At 38.2% G+C, this 21,605-nt stretch carries 17 protein-coding genes; 6 read left to right on the forward strand and 11 right to left on the reverse strand.

Translation table 11 applies throughout. The features are described 5' to 3' along the window. From ACJJVZ_RS07805 to ACJJVZ_RS07830, 6 genes are all read right to left on the reverse strand, one after another. Positions 1 to 126 (reverse strand): transposase (locus tag ACJJVZ_RS07805; protein WP_405621627.1); only part of this gene is annotated, 126 nt, incomplete at its 3' end. A gap of 55 nt (positions 127 to 181) precedes the next feature. After that, positions 182 to 3,481 (reverse strand): PAS domain S-box protein, encoded by a 3,300-nt coding sequence (locus ACJJVZ_RS07810; protein ID WP_405599573.1) that lies wholly within the window; start codon positions 3,479 to 3,481, stop codon positions 182 to 184. A 20-nt stretch (positions 3,482 to 3,501) separates the two neighbouring features. Continuing rightward, positions 3,502 to 4,716, reverse strand: a complete 1,215-nt coding sequence (locus ACJJVZ_RS07815) for an ABC transporter substrate-binding protein (RefSeq protein ID WP_405599575.1) — start codon at positions 4,714 to 4,716, stop codon at positions 3,502 to 3,504. A 189-nt stretch (positions 4,717 to 4,905) separates the two neighbouring features. After that, positions 4,906 to 5,748, reverse strand: a complete 843-nt coding sequence (gene yghU, locus ACJJVZ_RS07820) for a glutathione-dependent disulfide-bond oxidoreductase (protein WP_405599577.1) — start codon at positions 5,746 to 5,748, stop codon at positions 4,906 to 4,908. A gap of 48 nt (positions 5,749 to 5,796) precedes the next feature. Further along, positions 5,797 to 6,378: a rhomboid family intramembrane serine protease gene (locus ACJJVZ_RS07825; protein ID WP_405599579.1), complete on the reverse strand. Its 582-nt coding sequence runs from the start codon at positions 6,376 to 6,378 to the stop codon at positions 5,797 to 5,799. 114 nt (positions 6,379 to 6,492) lie between these two features. Then, positions 6,493 to 7,176 (reverse strand): type 1 glutamine amidotransferase domain-containing protein, encoded by a 684-nt coding sequence (locus ACJJVZ_RS07830; protein WP_405599582.1) that lies wholly within the window; start codon positions 7,174 to 7,176, stop codon positions 6,493 to 6,495. 156 nt (positions 7,177 to 7,332) lie between these two features. On the opposite strand from ACJJVZ_RS07830, the gene ACJJVZ_RS07835 reads away from it, so the two are divergent. Next, positions 7,333 to 8,256: a LysR family transcriptional regulator gene (locus ACJJVZ_RS07835; RefSeq protein ID WP_282131224.1), complete on the forward strand. Its 924-nt coding sequence runs from the start codon at positions 7,333 to 7,335 to the stop codon at positions 8,254 to 8,256. A 21-nt stretch (positions 8,257 to 8,277) separates the two neighbouring features. On the opposite strand, the gene ACJJVZ_RS07840 is transcribed toward ACJJVZ_RS07835, so the two are convergent. From ACJJVZ_RS07840 to ACJJVZ_RS07860, 5 genes are all read right to left on the reverse strand, one after another. Continuing rightward, the gene (locus ACJJVZ_RS07840) at positions 8,278 to 9,012 is read right to left on the reverse strand and encodes a dienelactone hydrolase family protein (protein ID WP_193155983.1); all 735 of its coding nucleotides are present in this window, start codon (positions 9,010 to 9,012) and stop codon (positions 8,278 to 8,280) included. Between the two features lie 72 nt (positions 9,013 to 9,084). Then, complete coding sequence (locus ACJJVZ_RS07845; RefSeq protein ID WP_193155982.1) at positions 9,085 to 10,380, reverse strand: glycerophosphodiester phosphodiesterase family protein; 1,296 nt, start codon at positions 10,378 to 10,380, stop codon at positions 9,085 to 9,087. Between the two features lie 303 nt (positions 10,381 to 10,683). Continuing rightward, positions 10,684 to 11,721 (reverse strand): IS110 family transposase, encoded by a 1,038-nt coding sequence (locus ACJJVZ_RS07850; RefSeq protein WP_405599584.1) that lies wholly within the window; start codon positions 11,719 to 11,721, stop codon positions 10,684 to 10,686. Positions 11,722 to 12,038: 317 nt separating this feature from the next. Next, a complete protein-coding gene (locus tag ACJJVZ_RS07855) occupies positions 12,039 to 12,884 on the reverse strand; it encodes a carboxylate/amino acid/amine transporter (protein ID WP_405599586.1) in 846 nt (281 codons plus the stop codon). A 109-nt stretch (positions 12,885 to 12,993) separates the two neighbouring features. Then, positions 12,994 to 15,129 carry a M3 family metallopeptidase gene (locus ACJJVZ_RS07860; protein WP_405599588.1) on the reverse strand — a complete coding sequence of 712 codons (2,136 nt, stop codon included), beginning with the start codon at positions 15,127 to 15,129 and terminating at the stop codon, positions 12,994 to 12,996. A 381-nt stretch (positions 15,130 to 15,510) separates the two neighbouring features. On the opposite strand from ACJJVZ_RS07860, the gene ACJJVZ_RS07865 reads away from it, so the two are divergent. From ACJJVZ_RS07865 to ACJJVZ_RS07885, 5 genes are all read left to right on the forward strand, one after another. Continuing rightward, positions 15,511 to 16,371 (forward strand): mechanosensitive ion channel family protein, encoded by an 861-nt coding sequence (locus tag ACJJVZ_RS07865; RefSeq protein ID WP_077537350.1) that lies wholly within the window; start codon positions 15,511 to 15,513, stop codon positions 16,369 to 16,371. A gap of 564 nt (positions 16,372 to 16,935) precedes the next feature. After that, positions 16,936 to 19,218 carry a TonB-dependent receptor gene (locus tag ACJJVZ_RS07870; RefSeq protein WP_405599590.1) on the forward strand — a complete coding sequence of 761 codons (2,283 nt, stop codon included), beginning with the start codon at positions 16,936 to 16,938 and terminating at the stop codon, positions 19,216 to 19,218. Between the two features lie 105 nt (positions 19,219 to 19,323). Next, complete coding sequence (locus ACJJVZ_RS07875) at positions 19,324 to 19,623, forward strand: hypothetical protein (RefSeq protein WP_193155977.1); 300 nt, start codon at positions 19,324 to 19,326, stop codon at positions 19,621 to 19,623. A 434-nt stretch (positions 19,624 to 20,057) separates the two neighbouring features. After that, positions 20,058 to 20,714 (forward strand): HAD family phosphatase, encoded by a 657-nt coding sequence (locus ACJJVZ_RS07880; protein WP_273046301.1) that lies wholly within the window; start codon positions 20,058 to 20,060, stop codon positions 20,712 to 20,714. A gap of 32 nt (positions 20,715 to 20,746) precedes the next feature. Beyond that, the gene (locus tag ACJJVZ_RS07885; protein WP_193156149.1) at positions 20,747 to 21,589 is read left to right on the forward strand and encodes a DNA ligase; all 843 of its coding nucleotides are present in this window, start codon (positions 20,747 to 20,749) and stop codon (positions 21,587 to 21,589) included. The last annotated feature ends 16 nt before the right edge of the window (positions 21,590 to 21,605 follow it).

Here is a 21,605-nt window from a genome sequence, read left to right on the forward strand (position 1 = left end):
GCGCCATTTATAAAAGGTTGAGTTGCCCATGCCATGTTCACGGCATAGCTCAGGAATAGGTACGCCACTTTCTGCTTGTTTTAAAATGGCAAGGATCTGACTGTCTGTAAAATGTGCTTTTTTCATAATTTTCTCCTGTGTTTACAATAAGAGAAAATTCTACATTTGGCATCTATTATTTTTAGGGAGGATTACCAAGGGAATAGGGTAGCCACTTCAATAGTTTGCTAAACAGCATATCTTGGGAAATAGGTTTGGAAATATAATCATTCATGCCTGACTCTAAACACTTTTCTTTATCGCCGGTCATTGCATTTGCAGTCATTGCTATAATGGTAATTGGCGCTGCTTTACTTTGTATTTCATTGTTTCTTATTGATATTGTGGCTTGATAACCATCCATAACTGGCATTTGGCAGTCCATTAAAATAAGTGAATATGGATTTGATGTGTTTGCTTGGGCTAAATATTCAAGGGCTTCTTGGCCATTGGCTGCAATATCAACAAAAGTAATGCCCATTTTTTTCAAAGTGATTGAAGCAACCATCTGATTGACCTGATTATCTTCTGTTAATAAAATTCTAATATTCTCGGCCCATATAATATCATCTGGAAGTAATGCTTTTTTACCTATGGTGGGCGTGTGTGAACGTGTACCTTCTGAATCTATTTTTTTAGGTAAGCACGCTTCAAGCATGCTAATAAGGCCTTTTGTTGTTATTGGTTTAGGAAATTGCGTAGCAAAATGACTTTGATTTAGCACTTCGTTACTTTCAGGTTCATTTATAGTTGTGATTAATGCGAGTTTAGAAATATGAGGATGATCTAAAGCATTTATTTTTTCACCAAGGGCCAATCCATTGCCGTCATTTAATTTTTTGTCAATTATAACAATATCAAAAGGGCAAGCAGGTTGGGTATAACATTGCTCGTAACTGACAAGTGCAGACTTGGTCGATGAACTTGTTGTTACATTTGCTCCCCAATGTGAAAGTTGTCTTTCAAGCATAGTAGAGAGGCTGCGATTACTGCACACAATATGTATGTTTTTATTGGTTATGTTAACCGGTTGGCTGATTTTTTCTGGTTTAGTGCTTTTTTTAAATGTTACATCAAAGCTAAATTTACTTCCTACATGCTCTTGTGATTCAACGTTGATATCACCTTTCATTAAAAGGCATAGTTTTTTTACAATTGCTAATCCTAAACCCGTTCCACCGTATTTACGTGTGGTGGATGAATCAACCTGAGAGAATGATTTAAAAAGCTTTGTTTGTTGATCAGCCGTTATACCAATGCCGGTGTCTTTTACTTGGCAGTAAAAGCGCATTTCAGTTGTATTAATTGGCAATAGTTTAGCTATTATTGTTACTTCGCCTTTCTCGGTAAATTTAAGCGCGTTATTAACAAGGTTGACGAGTATTTGCTTAAGGCGTCCAGAGTCGCCAATTACATAGCGGGTCTCAATGTTAGTCGTATCTAAAACCAGTTCAATGTTTTTTTGATAGGCTTGTATTGCTGATGTTTCAATAAAATCGTCAAGTACGTCGCGCACGTTAAATTCGAGCTCTTCCAGTTCAAGCTTACCGGCATCCACTTTTGAAAAATCTAAAATATCGTTAATTATATTTAATAAAAAATTCGCGCTGTTAACCGCAATACGTGCATGTTCTTGCTGAGTCGGCTTTAATGGGCTATCTAGTAGAAAATTTAACATCCCCAAAACCCCATTTATAGGGGTACGTATTTCATGGCTCATTGAAGCTAAAAACTCACTTTTAACGATACTTGCTTGTTCAGCCAGCGCTTTTGCTTCAATTAATGAATCGTTAGCAGCAATACGTTTTGTTATATCTTGTTGTATCCCTACAAATGCTGTGAGGTTGGAATACTCATCAAATACGGGAGATATTTGCAAACTATTCCAAAATGCAGTGCCATCTTTTTTATAGTTTAGTATTTCTATCCTTTGCGTTTTGAGTGCTTGTATTGCATGTTTAAGAGTAGAAATTGATTTTTTACTTGTTTCAGGTCCTTGCAATATTTTGCAATTGACTCCAAGCATTTCGTGCTTTTTATAGCCGGTTATATTTTCAAAAGCAGCATTAACAAATACTAAAGGAAGCCCTTGCACTTTAGCGTCGGCAATTGAAATACCTACATTACATGACTCTATAGCATGAGCGAGTAAATCATTTTGCTCTTTCGCTTTTTTTAACGCTTCTTGAGATGCTTTTTGGTCGGTAACATCCGTAATTGAACCCGCCATTCTTATTGCAAAATTATTTTTATCTCTGAGTGCCATTCCTTTTACTCGATAATAGCGGTATAGCCCCGATTTTGTTTTTAACCGGTATTCAATATCATAAGGTGTACTATTTTTTAAGTGAGCTGTTAGGCGTTTATTGTGCTCATAAATATCGTCAGGATGTACAAGTTCAAAAAAAGAGTCTGCCTTGTTTGGTAATTCATCACTATCTTGATAACCAAGGAGCGCTTTAATACGTGGAGAAAAATACATCTTCGTTGATACAATATCCCAATCCCATATACCATCATTACTGCCTTTTACTGCCAGTTCATAACGGGCTTCGCTTAATTTAATTGCCTTTCGAGATGATTTTAAGAGTTTAAAAGGATTGAGTAGTAAGTGTCGCCCAAACATTAACAATATGGTTGAAGAAATTAACAGGCTAAAAACAAGGGCTACAGCAATATCTCTCATAAAGCTGGCTACTTTATTTGTTAGTAACGTACTTGTTGTAAAATACTCAAGTTCAATATCTGTTGAGCCAATCTGCTTATGATTAATATTTATATAGTCTTCATTTTCTCGTAAGTTTGAAAAGGACACCCACGGCCCCTGTAAGGTAAAACTATGGCTATCAACTTTAAACTTTGCAGGTAATAGCTCTACCAATGGGGTATTAAATTGAATAATTAACGCACCTTCACTTAGGCCGTTATATTTAATAGGTACTGCCATGATAAATAAATCATTTTTACTCGTTTGATTCAGGATTATGGCCGTGTCTAGTTTGCCTTCGAGAATACCCGATAACCAATTGGGCGCTAATGAAATTATTTTCGCTAGCGAGTTGTCATTGCTGTAAACAACCTCCTGAAGTATATTAACAATAGCAATGCTTTCTATTTTACCTAAAATTTTATACTCAAATAAATAATCCAGCATGATCGCTTTTGATGTCTCTGAGCCCATAGTTGACGTTGTAAGTATTGGTTGCTTGGCCAGATCTTTAAGAATTTGCTCTCTTGTTTCAATAAAGAGTGTTAAGTAGCTCGTTGTAAGCTCTGACTCCATTTCAATACTTTCACTTTGTAAGTTTCGAATTGTATCCTCAGCGCGGCTACCAACAAGTACAAGGCTTATACCTATTGAAAATAAAAGACTTAAAGCCAAAAAAGTATAAAAAGCATAATTAGTATTAAGCTTAATTTTTTTACTAAATTTGCTAAGCATATGTCGTTATACCTCTTCCTTTAGTTATTTTTTATCACATATATGCTGCCATCGGTTTTATAATTGGCCATACATAAATCATCAACTCCTAGCGCCTCATGGGCATCAGTATTGCTTGTAGTCCAAGTACTAAAAGGCTGTTTATATTCTTTAATTAAACCATTTACAGGTTTGTTTATATTCTCTAATGCTACTTTTATGTTTGCTCTATTATTACTGACATTATCCGTAAGAGTGATTTGCGAAATAGCTTGAAGAAGTATTTTTGTTAAATCATATGCATGTATAAACCCAGCGGGTGCAGCTAGTTCTTCTAAAGAAACAGATAAAAGCGTTGCTTGCTCTTGTACATGTTTTGTAAGCGTTGCTTGCGGTTTTTTTAAAAAAGAAAAGCAGCTTTGAATAAAGTGTAAGTTTAGATTTGACTGCAAGGCTGTTTTTACTTTACTAAAAAAATCCCCACCCGTAATCCCCCAGTGGCTGACAATGGGTAGGCGTTCACTTGCTTCAAAGCTCTCCATAGCACGAATTATTTCAGCGCCTTCAATTGCATTGCCAACAAACAAAATACAATCTGCTTGATCATTTATTATTTTGCGTAAAATTATTTTTGCACTGTTTATTTTAGTGTTCCAGTTAAACCAATCTACTTTAGTGTCTTTGTCTCCAATTGCTTTTATTATTGAGTTGTAGTTAGATTTCCCCCATGGCGTATTTTCTAATAATAGTTGTGGGTTTTTGCAGTTTAAGGTGTCGGTTGCATATTGGACCATTCTGTATCCTGCTTTTGTATCGTCAACAGAGAGTCTAAATACCCAGTTTTTATCGCTTGGGTAGCGTGTAATAGGACCACCTGCTGCCCATGGCACTAAAAGTAACAGTTCGTTTTTATTTATAAAATCTCTATTTTTAATATAAGGTGGTGAATGCAATCCGCCTAAAAAAACCAGCGCATTTGGGTCTTTTAAAAATTGTCGCATATGTAATAAGCTGCGATTAGAGTTACCTCTGTTATCTTTTTCGACAATATTTATTTGGTAGTTTTGGGCACTATAATCAACTTCAGCAAGCGCAGTAAGTGCCCCTATTTTCATCGCATAAGCAGATTCGTTATGGTTTGAATAGTCAGAGTCATGATAAATGGTGAGTGTTTTAACACTTTGCGTATTTGCGCTTAGTTCAAATGGCAAGGTAAATAAAAGGCTTAATAAGGCAAGTAAAGTGGTGATACGCATAGAGAAACTTTATGTTAGTAATTTGTTGTAAAGTTAGCGTATTTTTTGATTATTTTCCCGTTTTAAAAGAAATGATTTTGGTATAAATGAAAAACGATAAATTAGTATTGAGTAATAGGCGCATTTATTTAATGCTTATGTGAATAAAAAGAACCCGTATTAAAACGGGTTCCTTTTGAAATGCTAAGCTTATTTAAAGTCGCTTGGGTTGTGGCGCTCTACCATTTGTTCTTCTTCAGGACCCCATGTGCGATTAACACGACGCCCTCGTTTTACAGCGGGGCGCTCTGATATTTGTTTAGCCCAGCGAATAACGTGAGTGTATGCTGATACATCTAAGAATTCAGCTGCATCGTACAAATCGCCAAGCACTAATGAGCCGTACCACGGCCAAATTGCGATATCAGCAATAGAGTACTCATCACCCGCCATATAATCATTGTCACCTAAGTGACGATTTAATACATCAAGTTGGCGTTTCGTTTCCATAGTAAAGCGGTCAATGGGATATTGCATTTTGCTTGGTGCATAACTGTAAAAGTGACCAAACCCGCCACCTAAATAAGGCGCAGAGCCCATTTGCCAAAATAGCCAGTTACGACACTCAGTTTTGGCTTTCAAATCTTTAGGGGTAAGCACATCAAATTTTTCGCTAAGGTACTGTAAAATAGAACCTGATTCAAAAATGCGAGTCGGTGGCGTGGTCGAGTGATCCATAAGCGCTGGAATTTTTGAATTTGGATTAATATCAACAAAGTCAGATCCGAATTGATCGCCATCACCGATGTTAATGAGGTATGCGTCGTACTCGGCATTCGTTAAACCAAGCTCTAAAAGCTCTTCAAACATAATAGTGGCTTTTTGACCATTAGGTGTCGCAAGGGAATAAAGCTGAAATACGTGCTCGCCAATAGGTAAGGTTTTATCATGAGTCGCGCCCGCAATTGGGCGGTTAATACTGGCAAATTTACCGCTACTTTCGCTGTCCCACGTCCATACTTTTGGTGGTATATAATCATTTTGCTCACTCATAAATAACCTCTCTGTTAGATAAAATTGTTTAAAGGTGGTCTGTTTAATTTATCGATCTTTAAATTTATCGGCTTTTGCTAATTTAATACCTAAAAGGATTCCGCTTAACGCTCCAAATAAATGACTTTCGAACGATACATGAAAACGTTGTGGTAAAACGCCCCATATAAAACCGCTATAAAGTACGGCAACTACAACGGCAATAATGATTGATTTTAGTGAGCGCCTGATAACGCCGTAGCAAAGTATAAAGCCCCACAGGCCATATATAACGCCGCTTAAACCAACATGAATATTACTGCGGCCAAATATCCACACTAACAACCCGCCTACACACGCTGTAAAAATAAATACATTGTAAAAACGCTTAACGCTGTATTGGCAAATTAGCCAACTTAACACTACAAATGGGACCATGTTGCTAGCGAAGTGCCACCAGCTACCATGTAAAAAGGGGGCGCACAGTATGCCAATTAAACCTTGGATACTGCGTGGATATATACCTAGCCCATTTAAGTTAATTCCGGGTAGACTATTGATCACTTGTAATACAAAGCAAATAGTAACGACGCTAAAAATTGCGAAACGCGTACTGGTTAGCAACGACAGTGTGGTTGGCTTGGTTTGCATATAATTGCTCTAGTTAACTTAAGAGTTGCCAGTATAGGAATTGTATTTAGTAATTAAAAGCAATTAAAAAAGCACAGCATAAAAATGCTGTGCTTTTTTAATTACTACTGGTTATTAACCAAGTTTGGTTAGTAGCTTTTTAGCGGCGAGTTCAGAACTTGCAGGGTTTTGGCCTGTGATTACTAAACCATCTTCTAGTGCAAGTACGCCCCAGTCTTCAGTTTTTTGGTAATCGCCACCTTTTTTAATGAGCTCGTCTTCAACTAAAAATGGCACTATGTCGGTAAGTTGCACTGCTGCTTCTTCAGAGTTAGTAAAACCAGTTACTTTTTTACCCGCAACTAATGCATTACCATCAATATCTTTAACATTTAAAAATGCCGCACTTGCATGGCATACCGCAGCCACTGGTTTTTGCTCTTTTATAAAGCTTTCGATAAGTGAAATTGAATCAGTGTTATCAACCAAATCCCATAATGGGCCGTGGCCACCTGGGTAAAATACAGCATCAAAGTCGCTTGAGTTTACTTCACTCAACACTTTAGTGTTTGCCATTAATGTTTGAGCTGCGCTATCTGCGTCGTAACGTTTAGTTGCATCTGTTTGGAAATCAGCAAGCGTACTTGTCGGATCAATGGGTGGTTGGCCACCAGCTGGAGACGCTAAGGTTACTTCAACACCTGCATCAATGAATGCGTAGTACGGGGCTGCAAATTCTTCTACCCAAAAACCAGTTTTTTCGCCAGTGTTACCAAGCTCTGCGTGAGATGTAAGAATCATAAGTATTTTTTTAGACATTAAATGTATCCTTCTGATAATTTGAATTAGTTAATCTTGCTTACCAACTACTATATGCACTAACACCGCTTTAAACAACGATGATAAATTTAACTTTATTGGTTTAATAATTGATACAATAAAAAGGTTGAATTTTAAATACGCTACGGAGCGTTTATGAAAGTCTCGTTTGAGCAATTAAAAAGCATGGTTGTATTTGCGCAAATTGTAGAGCAGGGCAGCTTAACCGCTGCTGCAAAGCAATTAGGGCTTACGCGAGCCGTGGCAAGTTATCACTTAAAAAAACTTGAAACCCAGCTTGAGGTTACTTTATTAAATCGCTCAACTCGTACTATGGCGCTTACTGAGGCGGGTATTGCTTATTATGAGCGCTGTAGAATCATTACCGAACAGGCTAACGCAGCTAATCAGCAAATAGAGAATATAAAAAGTGAGCCACAAGGTTTGCTTAAAATTAGTTGCCCTGTGAATGTAGGGATGCAATTAATTGTGCCAGCAATAAATACCTTTAAGCGCCAATACCCTAAAATTCAAATTGATTTACAACTTACCGACGACGTTATTGATATTATTAAAAATGGCTTTGATTTTGCTATTAGAGGGGTGGCGCTGAGTGACTCTAATTTACAAGCGACTAAGCTGACGACAATGAGTACGTGCATTTGTGGTGCGCCAGATTATTTTGCTCATTTTGGTAAACCTAAAACGCCTTTAGAATTGGCAGAGCATCAATGGGTGGTTTATCAATTGGGTAGTAAAACATTAACACTTCAAAAAGATGGAAAAAAACACGACATCATAATGCAAGGTGGTTTAAGTACTAATAACGCCGCTGCGCGTACCGCTTTTGTCGAAGCCGGGCATGGCATTGGCCGTATACCGCTTTATGATGCCTGGCCAAAAGTACAAGCAGGGTTGCTTGAAATTGTATTAGGTGATTATAAAAGCAAAGATATTGAACTGTACGGGGTATTTCCGCCAGGAGCAGCAGGCTCTAAAAAGCTACGGTTATTTATTGATTACTTAAAAGCCTATTTTGTAAAACAGCATACCGCTTTAGGTATGCTGAAAAGCGTTTAATTATTTTCGTTTTTAAAACATTTATAAAGTACGGTTAAATAATGCCACCGCTTGTTGATACATATTAATTGCAAGGGCAGCGTCGTATCGCTCGCCTTCATCACGCATAAAGGCATGTTGCGCATTAACTTCTTGCCATTGGTAATTAATAGCTGTAGTTACACATTGCTGATAAATTTTTGTACGACCTTCTTGCGGTACATGTGGGTCTTGTTTACCCCATATAAAGTGAATTTCACCTTGTATATCAGCCATACGCTCTAATGAGTTATTTCCAGGCTGTGCAGGTAATATATCGCTGTGAATATCGGTTGCGTATAAACAAAATGCCGCTTTAATTTCAGGATTTAGCGCCGCTCTATAAGCTAAATGTCCGCCAATACATACGCCCATAGTGCCGACGGTTCCTGTGCAATAGCTTTGTAATCTAATAAAGTCGATTAGGGTTTGTGTGTCGCTATCGTGATGCTCAAGTGGCTTTGCCCATTTATCAGCGTTGCCTTTATCCTTACCTGCATCATCGTAAGCGAGCACGGTACCTATAGGATTTAACTCATGAAACACTTCAGGTACTAAGACTACAAAGCCATGGCTTGCTAAAATAGCTGCGCTGCGTGCAATAGGGGCCGTTTGTTGAAAAATTTCAGAATAAAAAATAAGTGCAGGGAACTGTCCTTGCGTCTGAGGACGGTAAACAGTGGTGCGCATCAGGCCTGTTGGCGTTGGCAAGTCTGCGGTATGGTGTTGAACAATCATAAAAGCGCTCAGTTATATAAAAGTATATGGTAACCGAGCGCGATAAAATAAACGACTTTTGTTGTCGAGTATTTAAATACTAACAGGCATTTTAGTGCAGCTTGCGTAGTAGCTTACTGTTGCGGGCCAGTCTGAGAATATTCCCATTACGCCTACATCTTGTGCCAGTACATCAACAACGGTCATCATGTCGCCATCGTTATTTATAACGTCAGCAATTGACTGATAGTAATAACCGCCACCTTCATTTAGTGGGCCTGAGCGCTCAAGGCTCCATGCAATAATATTAAGACCCGCCGCTTTAGCGTCAATTGCGTATTGCGAAGGTGTAATGTTGTTATCGTTATCAATTGTTAAAAGCATCCACATAGGCGGCGCTATAATTTTAACGCCATCAGCAAAAAGTTGTTCCATGCTTGGCTGCCATGTATCTGCATTATTTGGGTCGAAACCAGCATCGCTATCACGACCATCTAAGTAAACACTTTGCGCCGCAAATTCAGGGTTTGAATTAATCCAATATTTCACATCGGCTAGATTAAATGATTGCGGATAAACACGATTAGCAGGGACATCCATTTGTGTATATTCATCGATCATTTTTTGCGCGTACTGTGTTTGCGTCATCCCATCAAAAGGCATGCTAACTTGTGGCGATTTAAGCTCTGGGGTCATTTTTACACCCAACTCTTTAAATAGCGTAATACTTTGCTTATGAGTTAATAGTGTACCGCTGGTGGCGTATAAGTCGGTGCGCCAACTTGGCGTGCCATCCATGTAATCGGCAACCGTTGTCGCACTGGTGTTAGCGCCATCCATTTTACCTTCAAGGGTTAAAAACTCCGCTAAGCTTATGTCGCTGGTACAACATTTAGCAGAAGCGGCAATACTATTAGCAGGGTCGGCTGGTGTAAATGGCACACTGCATTTAGCTGCTAGTTCAGGAATGGCTAAAATATTAGTTGTGGTGTGTAAGTCGCATTGAGAATGGCGACACACAAGCTCTTTATCGTTTGTAAATGTGACATCACATTCAATAATGCCAGCGCCCATTCTAGCGGCGGCAACGTACGCCTCCTTAGTATGTTCAGGGTATTGCATTGGCGCACCACGATGACCTATTGAAAAGTCGGTACGATAAAAAGGCCCTTCATTACATGATGCTAATTTTGTTTTTAGTGCACTGGGTGCCATATCATTAATTAAATAGTCAGGGCGAGTACCGAGTTGAATTTTTCCTTTATTAGCGACTTCTTCAACTTGATCATTGGTAACAGTAACTTGTTTTTCTATTATTTTTTCATTGTTATTGCAGCCAGCAAGTGTACTCAAAAACAGGCAACTCGCAAGCAAGGTAATGCACTTCATTGTTTATCCTTAAAAAGTAAAATTTTTATTATTTTAATGGTTATTAATGACAACTTAGCTACAAGCTTATTAATTTACGTTTTTATTAGGGCCTTATATGGACTCCCCGTAAATGTCAAAAAGAAAAAGTTAAAATAAATTTAGATGCTAGCTTATATACGGGCTCAAATTGAGGGGCTACCTCTGGCCTCTTATCTATTCGCACCTTCATGACTTTTCTGTTGAGCAGTTTATGAAACTTCAGGCCCTAACAGTCTATTGAAGGTTGGTCTTACCTATTTTAAGCGCTCTTATTGACAAATTTTAAGCCGCAAGTAATCGTGGCTGGTATTCTTTATCATGCTTTTGCATTGCAAAAGCCGTTCTTATCGTTTTATTCGCTAAAGCAATGGCTGCTACTTTCTTTCCTCGACGCGCGGTCAATGCTTTCAACCATACATCTTTTTCACTGCGACTTTCTCTTTTTTCTAGTTGGGAAACAACCGCTAATGCACCTTTAAACAAAGCACTTCGCAGCTTCTTATTTCCTATCACTTTAGATATCGCGCCTATTTTTTCTTTACCCCCACTGCTATGTTGTACTGGTGTTAGACCAAAGCATGCGGCGGCTTCTCGACCACTTTTGAAATGTGTTGCATTACCTAGCGCTATTTTTATCAAAATTGCACAGACTGGACCGACTCCCTCTAAGGCTTGTAAGCGATTACAGGTTTTATCTTCTTTAATTATTTCATGCAATTGCTTTTCAATCAGCTTTGCTTCTTCAATTGTCCCCTTAAAGCGTTTAAAAAGGAGGTGAATTGAAAAACGAAATGAGGCTGTTAAACTATTTTCTGCCTCTTCTAGTATCTCTGGTATAGCGTGAATTAACGGGGTATCGCCTTGAGCTATTGGATACCCTAACTCCAAAAGTAAGCCTCTGAGTTGATTACTTAAACTTACTTTTTGTTTGACCAATAAATCACGCATACATTCAATGCCTTGCAGGCATTGCTCATGGGCTGAAAGTAAACGACTTCCTTTAATATGAGGCTGGCGAGCCGCAACAGAAATAGCCAGCGCGTCATTAGCATCTGTTTTTTGCCCTTGACGGAATGCTTTTACCTGTCGTGCATTAATCGCTTTTACTTGATGACCAGCCTGTTTCGCAAAGCGTGCCCAATAATGTGTTCCGCCACACGATTCCATAGCAACTAAAGATTGCTTCTCTTTAATTAACAATTCTTTAAGTTTAGCTCTCGTGATTGCTTTGTTATAAATAACATGTCCATTCTTATCTGTTTTACAAACCTGAAATAAATTTTTTGCTAAATCAATTGCGATTACATTACAATCAAACATGTATGGGCTCCTTGGTAAAAGTTTTATCGCTTATTACGTTACTCCTGAGGGAAGTGGGAGTCCATACATCTGTTTATCTTTCGAGGTTAAATTTGCAGCAGTGTGTTTGGTATTTAGGCAAGGCAGAGCCTATGGTGTGTGGTTATTCCCCATAAATAGGCGATAACGCAGCATAAATGCCAAACATGCGCTGCCCTTGGGTTCTGCCTAGGGGCAATTTACTCTTTGTTGCTCGGTTTTTACTTAGCCCACTAGGTTACAAACCTCACGCCGCGATTAAATCGCCCCTAGATTGAACAAATTTTAATCCTGAAAGGTCAACAGGCCCTAAAAATTTTATTCACTAATAATGCGCCTAACATTATAGCTGCTCCAATGCTTAGCCGGAGGATATCAGCGTCTCGGTTCCAAATAAGCACATTAACTATAATACCAGCCGGAATGAGTAAATTATTCATAACAGCCAGTGCACCCATATTGACAAGCGTTGCGCCTTTATTCCACATAAAGTAACCAAGGCCAGATGCTACAACGCCTAAATAAACAAGTATGCCCCATTGTGTTGATGTGCTTGGCAGCTTATTTGCGTTGCCAAATAAGGCATAACACACACTGGCGACAATTAATGCGCCGATAAAAAACCAGCCAAATACAGTTTTATCGTCAAGCTGTTTGTTTTGCATTAAGCGTTTGTAGGTTACTTGGCCTACAGCAAAACTTATATTCGCACCTTGAACTAATAATAAGCCGATTATGAAATTGCTATTTAGATTTTCGTAACGAATGGTAATTGCACCGATTACAGCAATAAGTGCGACTATAAAAAAGCGCGGGTTAAAATGTTTGTTTAATGCATCATTTAGCAGAGTAATGTACAAAGGAGTCATTACTGTAAATAGCAGTACTTCGGGAACGCTTAAAAATAAAAAGGAGTGATAGTAAAAGCTATACATAACACCAAGTTGTATGGCGCCAATCAGCATGAGCTTTAACGCTTGCGGCCTAGGAGTTTGCTTAAACTTTAAAAAAGGCAAAAAGATTAATGTTGCCAGTGCGATGCGTATTAATACGCTAAACCATGCATCAACCTGACCTGCTAAATACACGCCAATTAAACTAAACGAAAATGCCCAAAGTAAAGTTACTGCAAATAAGTACCGCATAGTCATCATCTTTAAATAATTAATGACAGCAGTTTATCTGTTATATATTGATCTATAAACAATAAAAGCCCGCAAGCGGGCTTTTATAAAAGAATAACTAAATTATTAATTATTCAACTAAACCACGGCGCTTAAGTAGTGCGTCGGTTGTTGGTTTTTGACCTCTAAACTCAATATAGCTTTGCATTAAGTCGCGGCTATTACCTTTTGATAGGATTTCTTTACGGAACTTATCACCATTTTTACGTGTTAAGCCGCCGTTATTTTCCATATGTGCAAAAGCATCTGCTGCAAATACTTCAGTCCAAAGATACGCATAGTAACCAGCTGAATAACCGCCTGCGAATGTATGGCTAAAGAAGTTTGACTTATAACGCGGTGGTACAGGGTAGTAAGCAATACCGTGTTTTTCTAATGCATCTTGCTCAAAGGTTTGAACATCAGTAATTTTTTCATCAGAACCAAATGAATGCCATTCCATATCAAGTAGTGCAGCGGCTAAATACTCGGTAGTGCCATAGCCTTGGTTGAATTTTTGCGATTCAAGTACTTTATCAAGTAGGGCTTGTGGAATTGGCTCACCTGTTTTGTAATGCTTAGCGTAGTTAGCAAGTACCGTTGGTTCAATCATCCAATCTTCGTTTGCTTGCGACGGAAATTCAACAAAGTCACGCGCCGTTGCAGTACCCGCTAAGCTTGGGTATTTAACATCTGAGAATAAACCGTGTGCAGCATGACCAAATTCATGGAACATAGTAGACACTTCGTCAAACGTCATTAGCGTAGGTTCGCCTGCAGCAGGTTTTGGAATGTTCTGCGCATTGTAAATAACTGGTTTAGTGCCTTTTAAGCCACTTTCGCTTACGTATGCACTCATCCATGCACCGCCACGCTTACCTTCACGTGCATATGGGTCTAAGTAAAATAAGCCAATGGCACTGTTATCAGCGTTAAATACTTCATACACAGTTACGTCTTCATGATAAACAGGTAGGTCTTTACGTTCTTTAAACGTAATGCCATATAGTTTATTCATCGCGAAGAATAAACCGTCGTGAATTACCGACTGCATCTCAAAGTATGGCTTAACAAGTGCTGGGTCTAAGTTGTATTTTTCTGCACGTACTTTTTCAGCATAAAAAGTCCAATCCCATGGTTTAAGCTCAAAGCTTTCGCCTGAATCGTTAATCACTTTTTGAATAGCGGCAGCTTCTATTTTCGCTTTTTCAACTGCTTTCGGTGCAAGATCATCTAAAATGCCATATACGTTATCAGTGGTTTGCGCCATACGTGATGTCATTACATAAGAAGCCCAATCTTTATAGCCTAAAAGCTCAGCTTTTTGAGCGCGTAGGTTGGTTTCTTTGATAATGATAGGGCCGTTAGTTTTTGCAGCACGGTTTGCAGAAGCTTTAAAAACTTGCTCACGTAAATCGCGGTTTTCAAGGCTGCTTAAAATTGGCTGTTGCGTTGTATTTACTAGCGTGATCATGTAGCCGTCTTTGCCCGCTTTTTTAGCAGAAGCTGCAAGACCGGCAATTTCACCTTCAGAAAGACCCGCTAATTTGCTCTTATCAGTAACGACAATAACGTCTTCTTTGTACGATTTTAAAATGTTCTGTGAAAACGCAGTCGATAGCTGAGCTAGCTCTGAGTTAATTTCACGCATTTTAGCTTTTTCAGCATCGTTTAATTTAGCACCTGCTTTTACAAACTGCTTGTAGTAAAAATCAACTAAGCGTTGATCTTCTGCGTTCAATTTATCTTGATTGTCGTAAATTGTTTGTACGCGTTTAAATAATGCACCATTTAAGTAGATATCATCTGAGTGAGCCGATAATACAGGCGCCATTTTTTCATCAATGCGTTGGTACTCATCATCTGAGATCAAGCCAGATAAGTTATAAAATGCGGCTGATACACGATTCAATAACTCGCCTGACAGCTCCATTTCAACTAATGTGTTTTCAAATGTTGCTGGAGCTGAGTTATTAGCGATAGCTTGAATTTGCGCTGTGTGTTGTGCAATGCCTGCATCGAATGCAGCTTCGTAATCTTTAGTGCCAAACTTATTAAACTCAGGGGCCATGTACTGTAATGGGCTTGGTTTAAATAAAACATTGTTTGCGTTAATATCTTGCACTTGTGCAGTGTCTTCTTTTGCCGTGTTTTTTGTTTCATCTGATGAACAGGCAGATAGTAATAGGGTACTAGCAATAGTAGTGGCGATCAGTGTCTTACGCATAATAACTCCATAGAAAGATTAGCCGGAATAGGCTTTGCGAGTTGAAAAACACAGCTAACTTATCAAATTTTGATTTATATACAATAAAGTTTATCGGTATTAAGCGCTATTTGGGCGCAAATTAACTAATTATGAGCATTTAGAAGGTAAAGCAGCCCTAAATAATATTATTTGAGCTACTTTAGAATATAAAAAAGGAGGTTGTTTACGTATTAGGAGTTAACTGCGGCTAAAGTCATAAAGAGTTAATAAATTATACATAAAGCATATATTGAACTTATTAACTGCACGTTTTAGTTATATTATGGCGTGCTAACTTAATGCTAAAATATTACTTTAAAGCGACTTAATTTAAAGCGCTCCTGCTTATTTGGAAAATAAATGACGTTAGAATACATAAACCAAATTCTCGCCTTTGTTGTATTTAGTTACAGCGATGTACACATTACCGTAGCCAAGATAATTAAAGTGCCTTTAATACTCTTTGCTATTTGGTTTATTGTTACGCGTATTGGTAAGTTAATAAAAAAAACCTTATTGGCAAAAAAATTAAGTCCAGACGCAGTGCATTTATTTACACGTATCTACTTTATTATCAGTATCGCTATTTTGGTTTTTACATCTTTAGAAGTGCTTAGCATTCCTGTTACTGCATTTGCATTTGTATCGGGTGCTATTGCTATTGGTGTTGGTTTTGGTGCGCAAAATATTATCAACAACTTTATAAGTGGTTGGATACTTATGTGGGAGCGCCCAATTCGTATTGGTGACTTTTTAGAAGTCGGTAATGCAAAAGGAGTCGTAGAGACAATAAATACGCGCTCAACACGTATTCGCCGAAACGATGGTGTGCATATGCTTATTCCCAATAGTCAGCTATTAGAAAACACAGTGACTAACTGGACATTAATTGATGGTAATGCACGTTCAGCCGTAAGTGTGGGGGTTGCTTATGGATCAGATGTGTTGCTGGTTAAAAAATTAATTCAGCAAGTGCTCGATGATCACGAAGCTATATTAGGTGATCCAAAGTCGACGGTATTATTTGATGACTTTGCCGATAGCTCACTGGTGTTTAATGCTATTTTTTGGGTGTGTGCAGAGTCTGAAACTATGCTCAGAAAAGTACGCAGTGATATTCGCTTTAGTATTTATGCCGTATTTGAAGAGCATGATGTTGTCATCGCTTTTCCTCAAAGAGATATTCATATAGACGGTGAGATTGCATTTAAGCGGAGCTAATACCAAACTGCATAAATCTTTGCTCAATTTAACGAATTAAATTGCACTATAACGTCGTTAAAAATTTTTTATTTAGAACAACTAGATACAAAAAATTTTTGCCTAGTTCTAGCGTAATTTTTTAACGTTAAATAGACCTCATATATAAGCAGATTGGTATAAAAGCATTTCATCATTAAAAATAACAAAGCCGCTCGTGCGGCTTTTTTGTTTTTAATTTTCATTATAAAAACGAAACTCACTACTTTAATGGCTGTTTTGCAGGGAAGGACATATGTCCTCTTTTTTGTGCTTTTAGACGCTAAAGTGTATGAAAATGGCGTGAATTGTAGTTAAATGTTACAAAAAAGTTTACAATTTTATGCAGTAAAATTATTTGGCAGTGGTATAATCTCCAGCGTTCGTTCAGCCTTATCACATCGTTTTTGTACTCTCGATAATAAGGTCCGCGCAGCATATAGCAAGACGCGAAAAATTGGCCGAGCCCGCAACTTACCTCCATGGTATAAATTGCGCAACACATAAACCGTTGAATAAGAGTGCACACAAAAGGTTAAACCCAACATGAAAGCAATGAAAAGATCTACGTTAGCGACCCTAATCAATGCAACGTTGTTCTCTGCAGTAGCAGGTACTTCATTTTCTTCTTTAGCTGCGCAAGAAACAGCTAAAAAAAGTAACCAATTAGAAGTTATTCAAGTCACAGCTCGTAAACGTGTAGAAAACGCACAAGAAGTTCCTGTCGCAGTATCTGCACTGCAAGGTGATAATCTTGACGCCTACAGCTCAGCTGGTATGGATATTCGTTTTATGAATGCGAAAATTCCAAGCTTGGCAATTGAATCTTCTTATGGCCGTACTTTCCCACGTTTTTATGTTCGTGGCTTAGGTAACACCGATTTCGATTTGAATGCATCTCAGCCAGTATCATTAGTTGTTGATGATATTGTTCAAGAAAATGCTATTTTAAAAGGCTTCCCTGTATTTGATGTTGAACGCGTAGAGGTTTTACGTGGTCCACAAGGTACATTATTTGGCCGTAATACACCGGCTGGTCTTGTAAAATTTGATTCGGTTAAACCTAGTCAAGAATTTGAAGGTTTTAGCTCAGTATCATATGGCACAGACAGTGCCGTTGATTTTAGAGGCGCGGTGGGCGGTGGTTTAACTGATAATCTTTCAGCACGTGTTTCTGTTCTTTGGCAAGACAAAGATAACTTTATTGATAACCAAGCGCCAGGTTTCGAGCAGGATGATGTACTAGGAGGTTACACCGACAGAGCGGCACGTATCCAATTTTTATATGAAAAAGATGATTTTTCAGCCTTACTTAATTATCACGTACGTAATATGGATGGCACACCTATTCCATTTCGTGCGAATGCAATTAAAAGTGGTACTAACGATCTAGTTGATGACTTTGATTATAAAGTTGTTTACCACGATGCAGCAGCACGTGAAAAGCAAGTAGTTGATGCACAAGGAATGAGTTTAAAGCTAGAGTATGATTTTAATGATTACACAATTACCTCAATTTCAGGTTGGGAAAGCGCAGAAGTAAACTCGCGTGGCGATATCGATGGTGGTTATGGTGCTGACTTTTTAGGTGACTTCCATGGTCCAGGTTCAATTCCATTCCCATCAGAAAGTGAAAGTGGTTTACCAGATCACGACCAATACACGCAAGAATTACGTTTAGCGAGTAACTTTGACGGCGATGTTAATTTTCAAACCGGTTTATTTTATTTTGATGAATCAGTAACGATTGAAAACTTCGGTTACAATACGTTAGCTGGTGGTGTGTTAAACGGTTACGTTAATCAACAGCAAGATACTAAAGCTTGGGCTGCATTTGGTTCTGTAGATTACACTGTTTCAGATGATTTAAAACTAACGGCTGGCCTGCGTTATTCTGACGATGAAAAAGATTTTGAAGCAGTGCGTAAAATAGTTAGCGATGACTGCCTAAATAACTTGATGCAATGTACAAATGATATCACTCGTACAACTAATGTAAGTGATGATCATGTAAGTTGGGATATTTCGGCATCTTATAAATTGAATGATGACGTTAATTTATATGCACGAGTTGCAAATACATTCCGCGCACCGAGTATTCAAGGTCGTATTACGTTTTCTGACAAAGTTACTACAGCAGACTCTGAAACAGTTACTTCATATGAGACAGGTTTCAAATCAGACGTACTTGATGGTCGCGGGCGTGTAAATGCAAGTGTTTACTACTTCACAATGGATGATCAGCAATTAACTGCCGTAGGTGGAACTGCGAATACAACAAGTTTGCTTAATGCAGATAAAACAACGGGTTATGGTTTTGAACTTGATACCGAGTGGGTTTTAACTGATGAGCTTAATGCAACATTTAACTTCAGCTATAACAAAACTGAGCTAAAAGACGATAGCATTACAATCCCTGTACCTACACGTAGTACGCTGCATGTTACCGATACAGTAGTTAATAATAGAGCCATTATTGATGGTAATAGCTTACCTAATGCACCTGAGTTTATTTCTAACATAACACTTCGTTATTCAAAAGAACTAGCCGATGGTAATTTTTACGCTTATACCGATGTATCGTACCGCAGTAAAGTTAACTTCTTCTTATATGAAGCGGTTGAGTTTGAAGGTAAACCATTAACTGAAGTGGGTGTTCGTGCCGGTTATACTTGGGCCCAAGACGATAATGAATACGAAGTCGCTGTTTTTGCTCGTAACTTGTTTGATGAGCAAGTTGCTATTGGTGCAATCGACTTTAATAACAACACAGCAATGGTTAATGAAGAACGCTATGTTGGCGCTGAGTTTAAAGTTAACTTTTTCTAAAGATAACCCTAAATTATATTAATTTTTAAAAGCCTGCCTTGTGCAGGCTTTTATGTTTTTATAAAGCTGGTAAAGTAGCGCTAATTAATTTAATGGGATAAAACAATGGCTGGATTTTGGAATTACCGTGTGATTTTTTGTGAAGCGACTAAAGATGAAGCAGCGCAGTACCAAATACACGAAGTAGAATATAACCTAAATGGTAAAGTAACTAATTGGTCTGAAACGGGGGCTGCGCCTTTTGGAACAACGCTTGATGAATTAAAAGATGACTCGGAGCGCTTAAAAACAGCATTTGAAAAACCGGTGCTTAAAGTCGTGCGAAAAGCACGTGGTTATGAACTTGTTGATATTGAAACGGGTGAAGAAGCTATCGGTGAGCCGCCAGCTGGTTTAACTGAATAATACCAATTTTATAAAAAACATGATCATTCTAGCGTATTAAATAACTCACTAACTACGTTAAAAATTATTTATATAAAACAACTATGTATCATAATTTTAGCCTTGTTATTGCGCTATTTTCTTATCGCTATAATAGAACACTAATTTAATGCAATTGGTATAATTTTAATGATAGAGGTGCTTAAAGCGCCTTTTTTATTGTCAAAATTTAGATCAAGTTAAATAACCTGAACTCTGGACAATAAATCTATCTCAAGCAGCTATTTTCAGCGCTAACTGCGTTGAATTTACTTGCAATAGGCCCGCTATTGACGCGTAAATTCGCCTTGCTTTCACTGAAAATCTCTGGATAGAGAAAATAAATTTAAATATCAATATAATTCAATATGTTAGTAAATATCTTAACCAGAGTTCAGGTTAAATAAGGAATAAGGATGACTTTAAAAGCAATATTATTTGATATGGACGGCACATTAGTCGATTCAGAAAGTATGCACTTTGTATGTTGGAGTAAATTACTTAAGCCTTATGGCGTTAGTTATGCAGAAGATGATTTTTGTCAGCGTTTTTCAGGTCGTCCGACTTTAGAGGCCGCAATCGAAATTAAACAAGAGCATAATTTATCAGTAACCGCACAGTTTTTAGCGGATGAAAAATATCGCTTGTTTGGTAAGTATGTAATAACACATTTACCAGCGCTTATGCCATTTACTGAGCAAACATTAAGGGCGGTAAAAAATAGTGGACTTAAAATGGCCTTAGTGACAGGCAGTGCTAAAAGTGAGGCCTTACCAATACTCAAAGGTTTAGGCTTTTATGAGCTATTTGACACCGTTGTGACAAAAGATGATGTAACTAATCCTAAACCAGCTGGAGATCCATATTTACTGGCGCTTAAGCAGATAAATATACAGGCAGGCAATGCAATTGCTGTTGAGGATACATTCACCGGCGTTACGGCGGCCAACAATGCCTCTTTACGTGTCGTCGCTATTGCTAATAAACATACTCAAAGCCATGACTTTAGTCATGCTACATACTGTATGAATAACTTAGGTGAGTTTTGGCAATGGGTGCAATCTCAACTATAGTTTAAGCCAACTTTTCTAGCTTGGATGCGCCAATAATGACGATTAAATACATGCTTTTAATTATAGCTGTACTTTTTACGCAATGTATAAGTGCAGCACAACCGTCTGTTTTATTAGCTAAAGTATACGACGAAACTAAGCATTACGAGGTCAGTCAGTATTTAGTCAGTGAAAAGTTTGATGGCGTAAGAGCCATATGGACTGGCACTGAGTTTGTTACTCGCAAAGGTAATATTATAAATGCGCCGAGTTGGTTTACAGCCCCTTTACCAAATATATGGCTTGATGGGGAGCTTTGGGTAGAGCGCGAAAACTTCGCACTGGTGAGCGGCATCGTAAGAACAAAAAAACCTAATAACCATGATTGGCAAACAATTACTTATAAAGTATTTGATATGCCTGATGCAGCTTTGCCTTTTAGTATTCGCTACCAAAATTATAGTAAGCTTATTACTCGTTTAAACGCCCCTCATATTGATGCAGTAGAGCAATTCCGCTTTGCTAATAATGAGCAGCTCACCAAGTACTTCAAACAAACCACTCAACAAGGCGGCGAGGGTGTAATGCTTCATTTAGCCTCTGCTAAACATAGTTCAGGGCGCAGTAATACATTATTAAAGTTAAAGCCTTATTTGGATGCTGAAGCGGTGGTGATTGCACATCTACCAGGCAAAGGTAAGTATCAAGGCATGCTAGGTGCATTAAGGGTAAAAACAGCACAAGGGCAGGTGTTTTCTATAGGTACTGGGTTTAGTAATGCTGAGCGCTCCATTCCGCCCGAGATTGGCAGCACTGTAACGTATCGGTTTCATGGCTTAACAAAAAATGGTTTGCCGCGGTTTGCCAGTTTTTTACGAGTAAGAGATAGTTTATAGCGTTTATAATTTTCAC

Source organism: Pseudoalteromonas sp. Ld19 (assembly GCF_045064135.1).
Taxonomy (GTDB): Bacteria; Pseudomonadota; Gammaproteobacteria; order Enterobacterales; family Alteromonadaceae; genus Pseudoalteromonas; species Pseudoalteromonas aliena.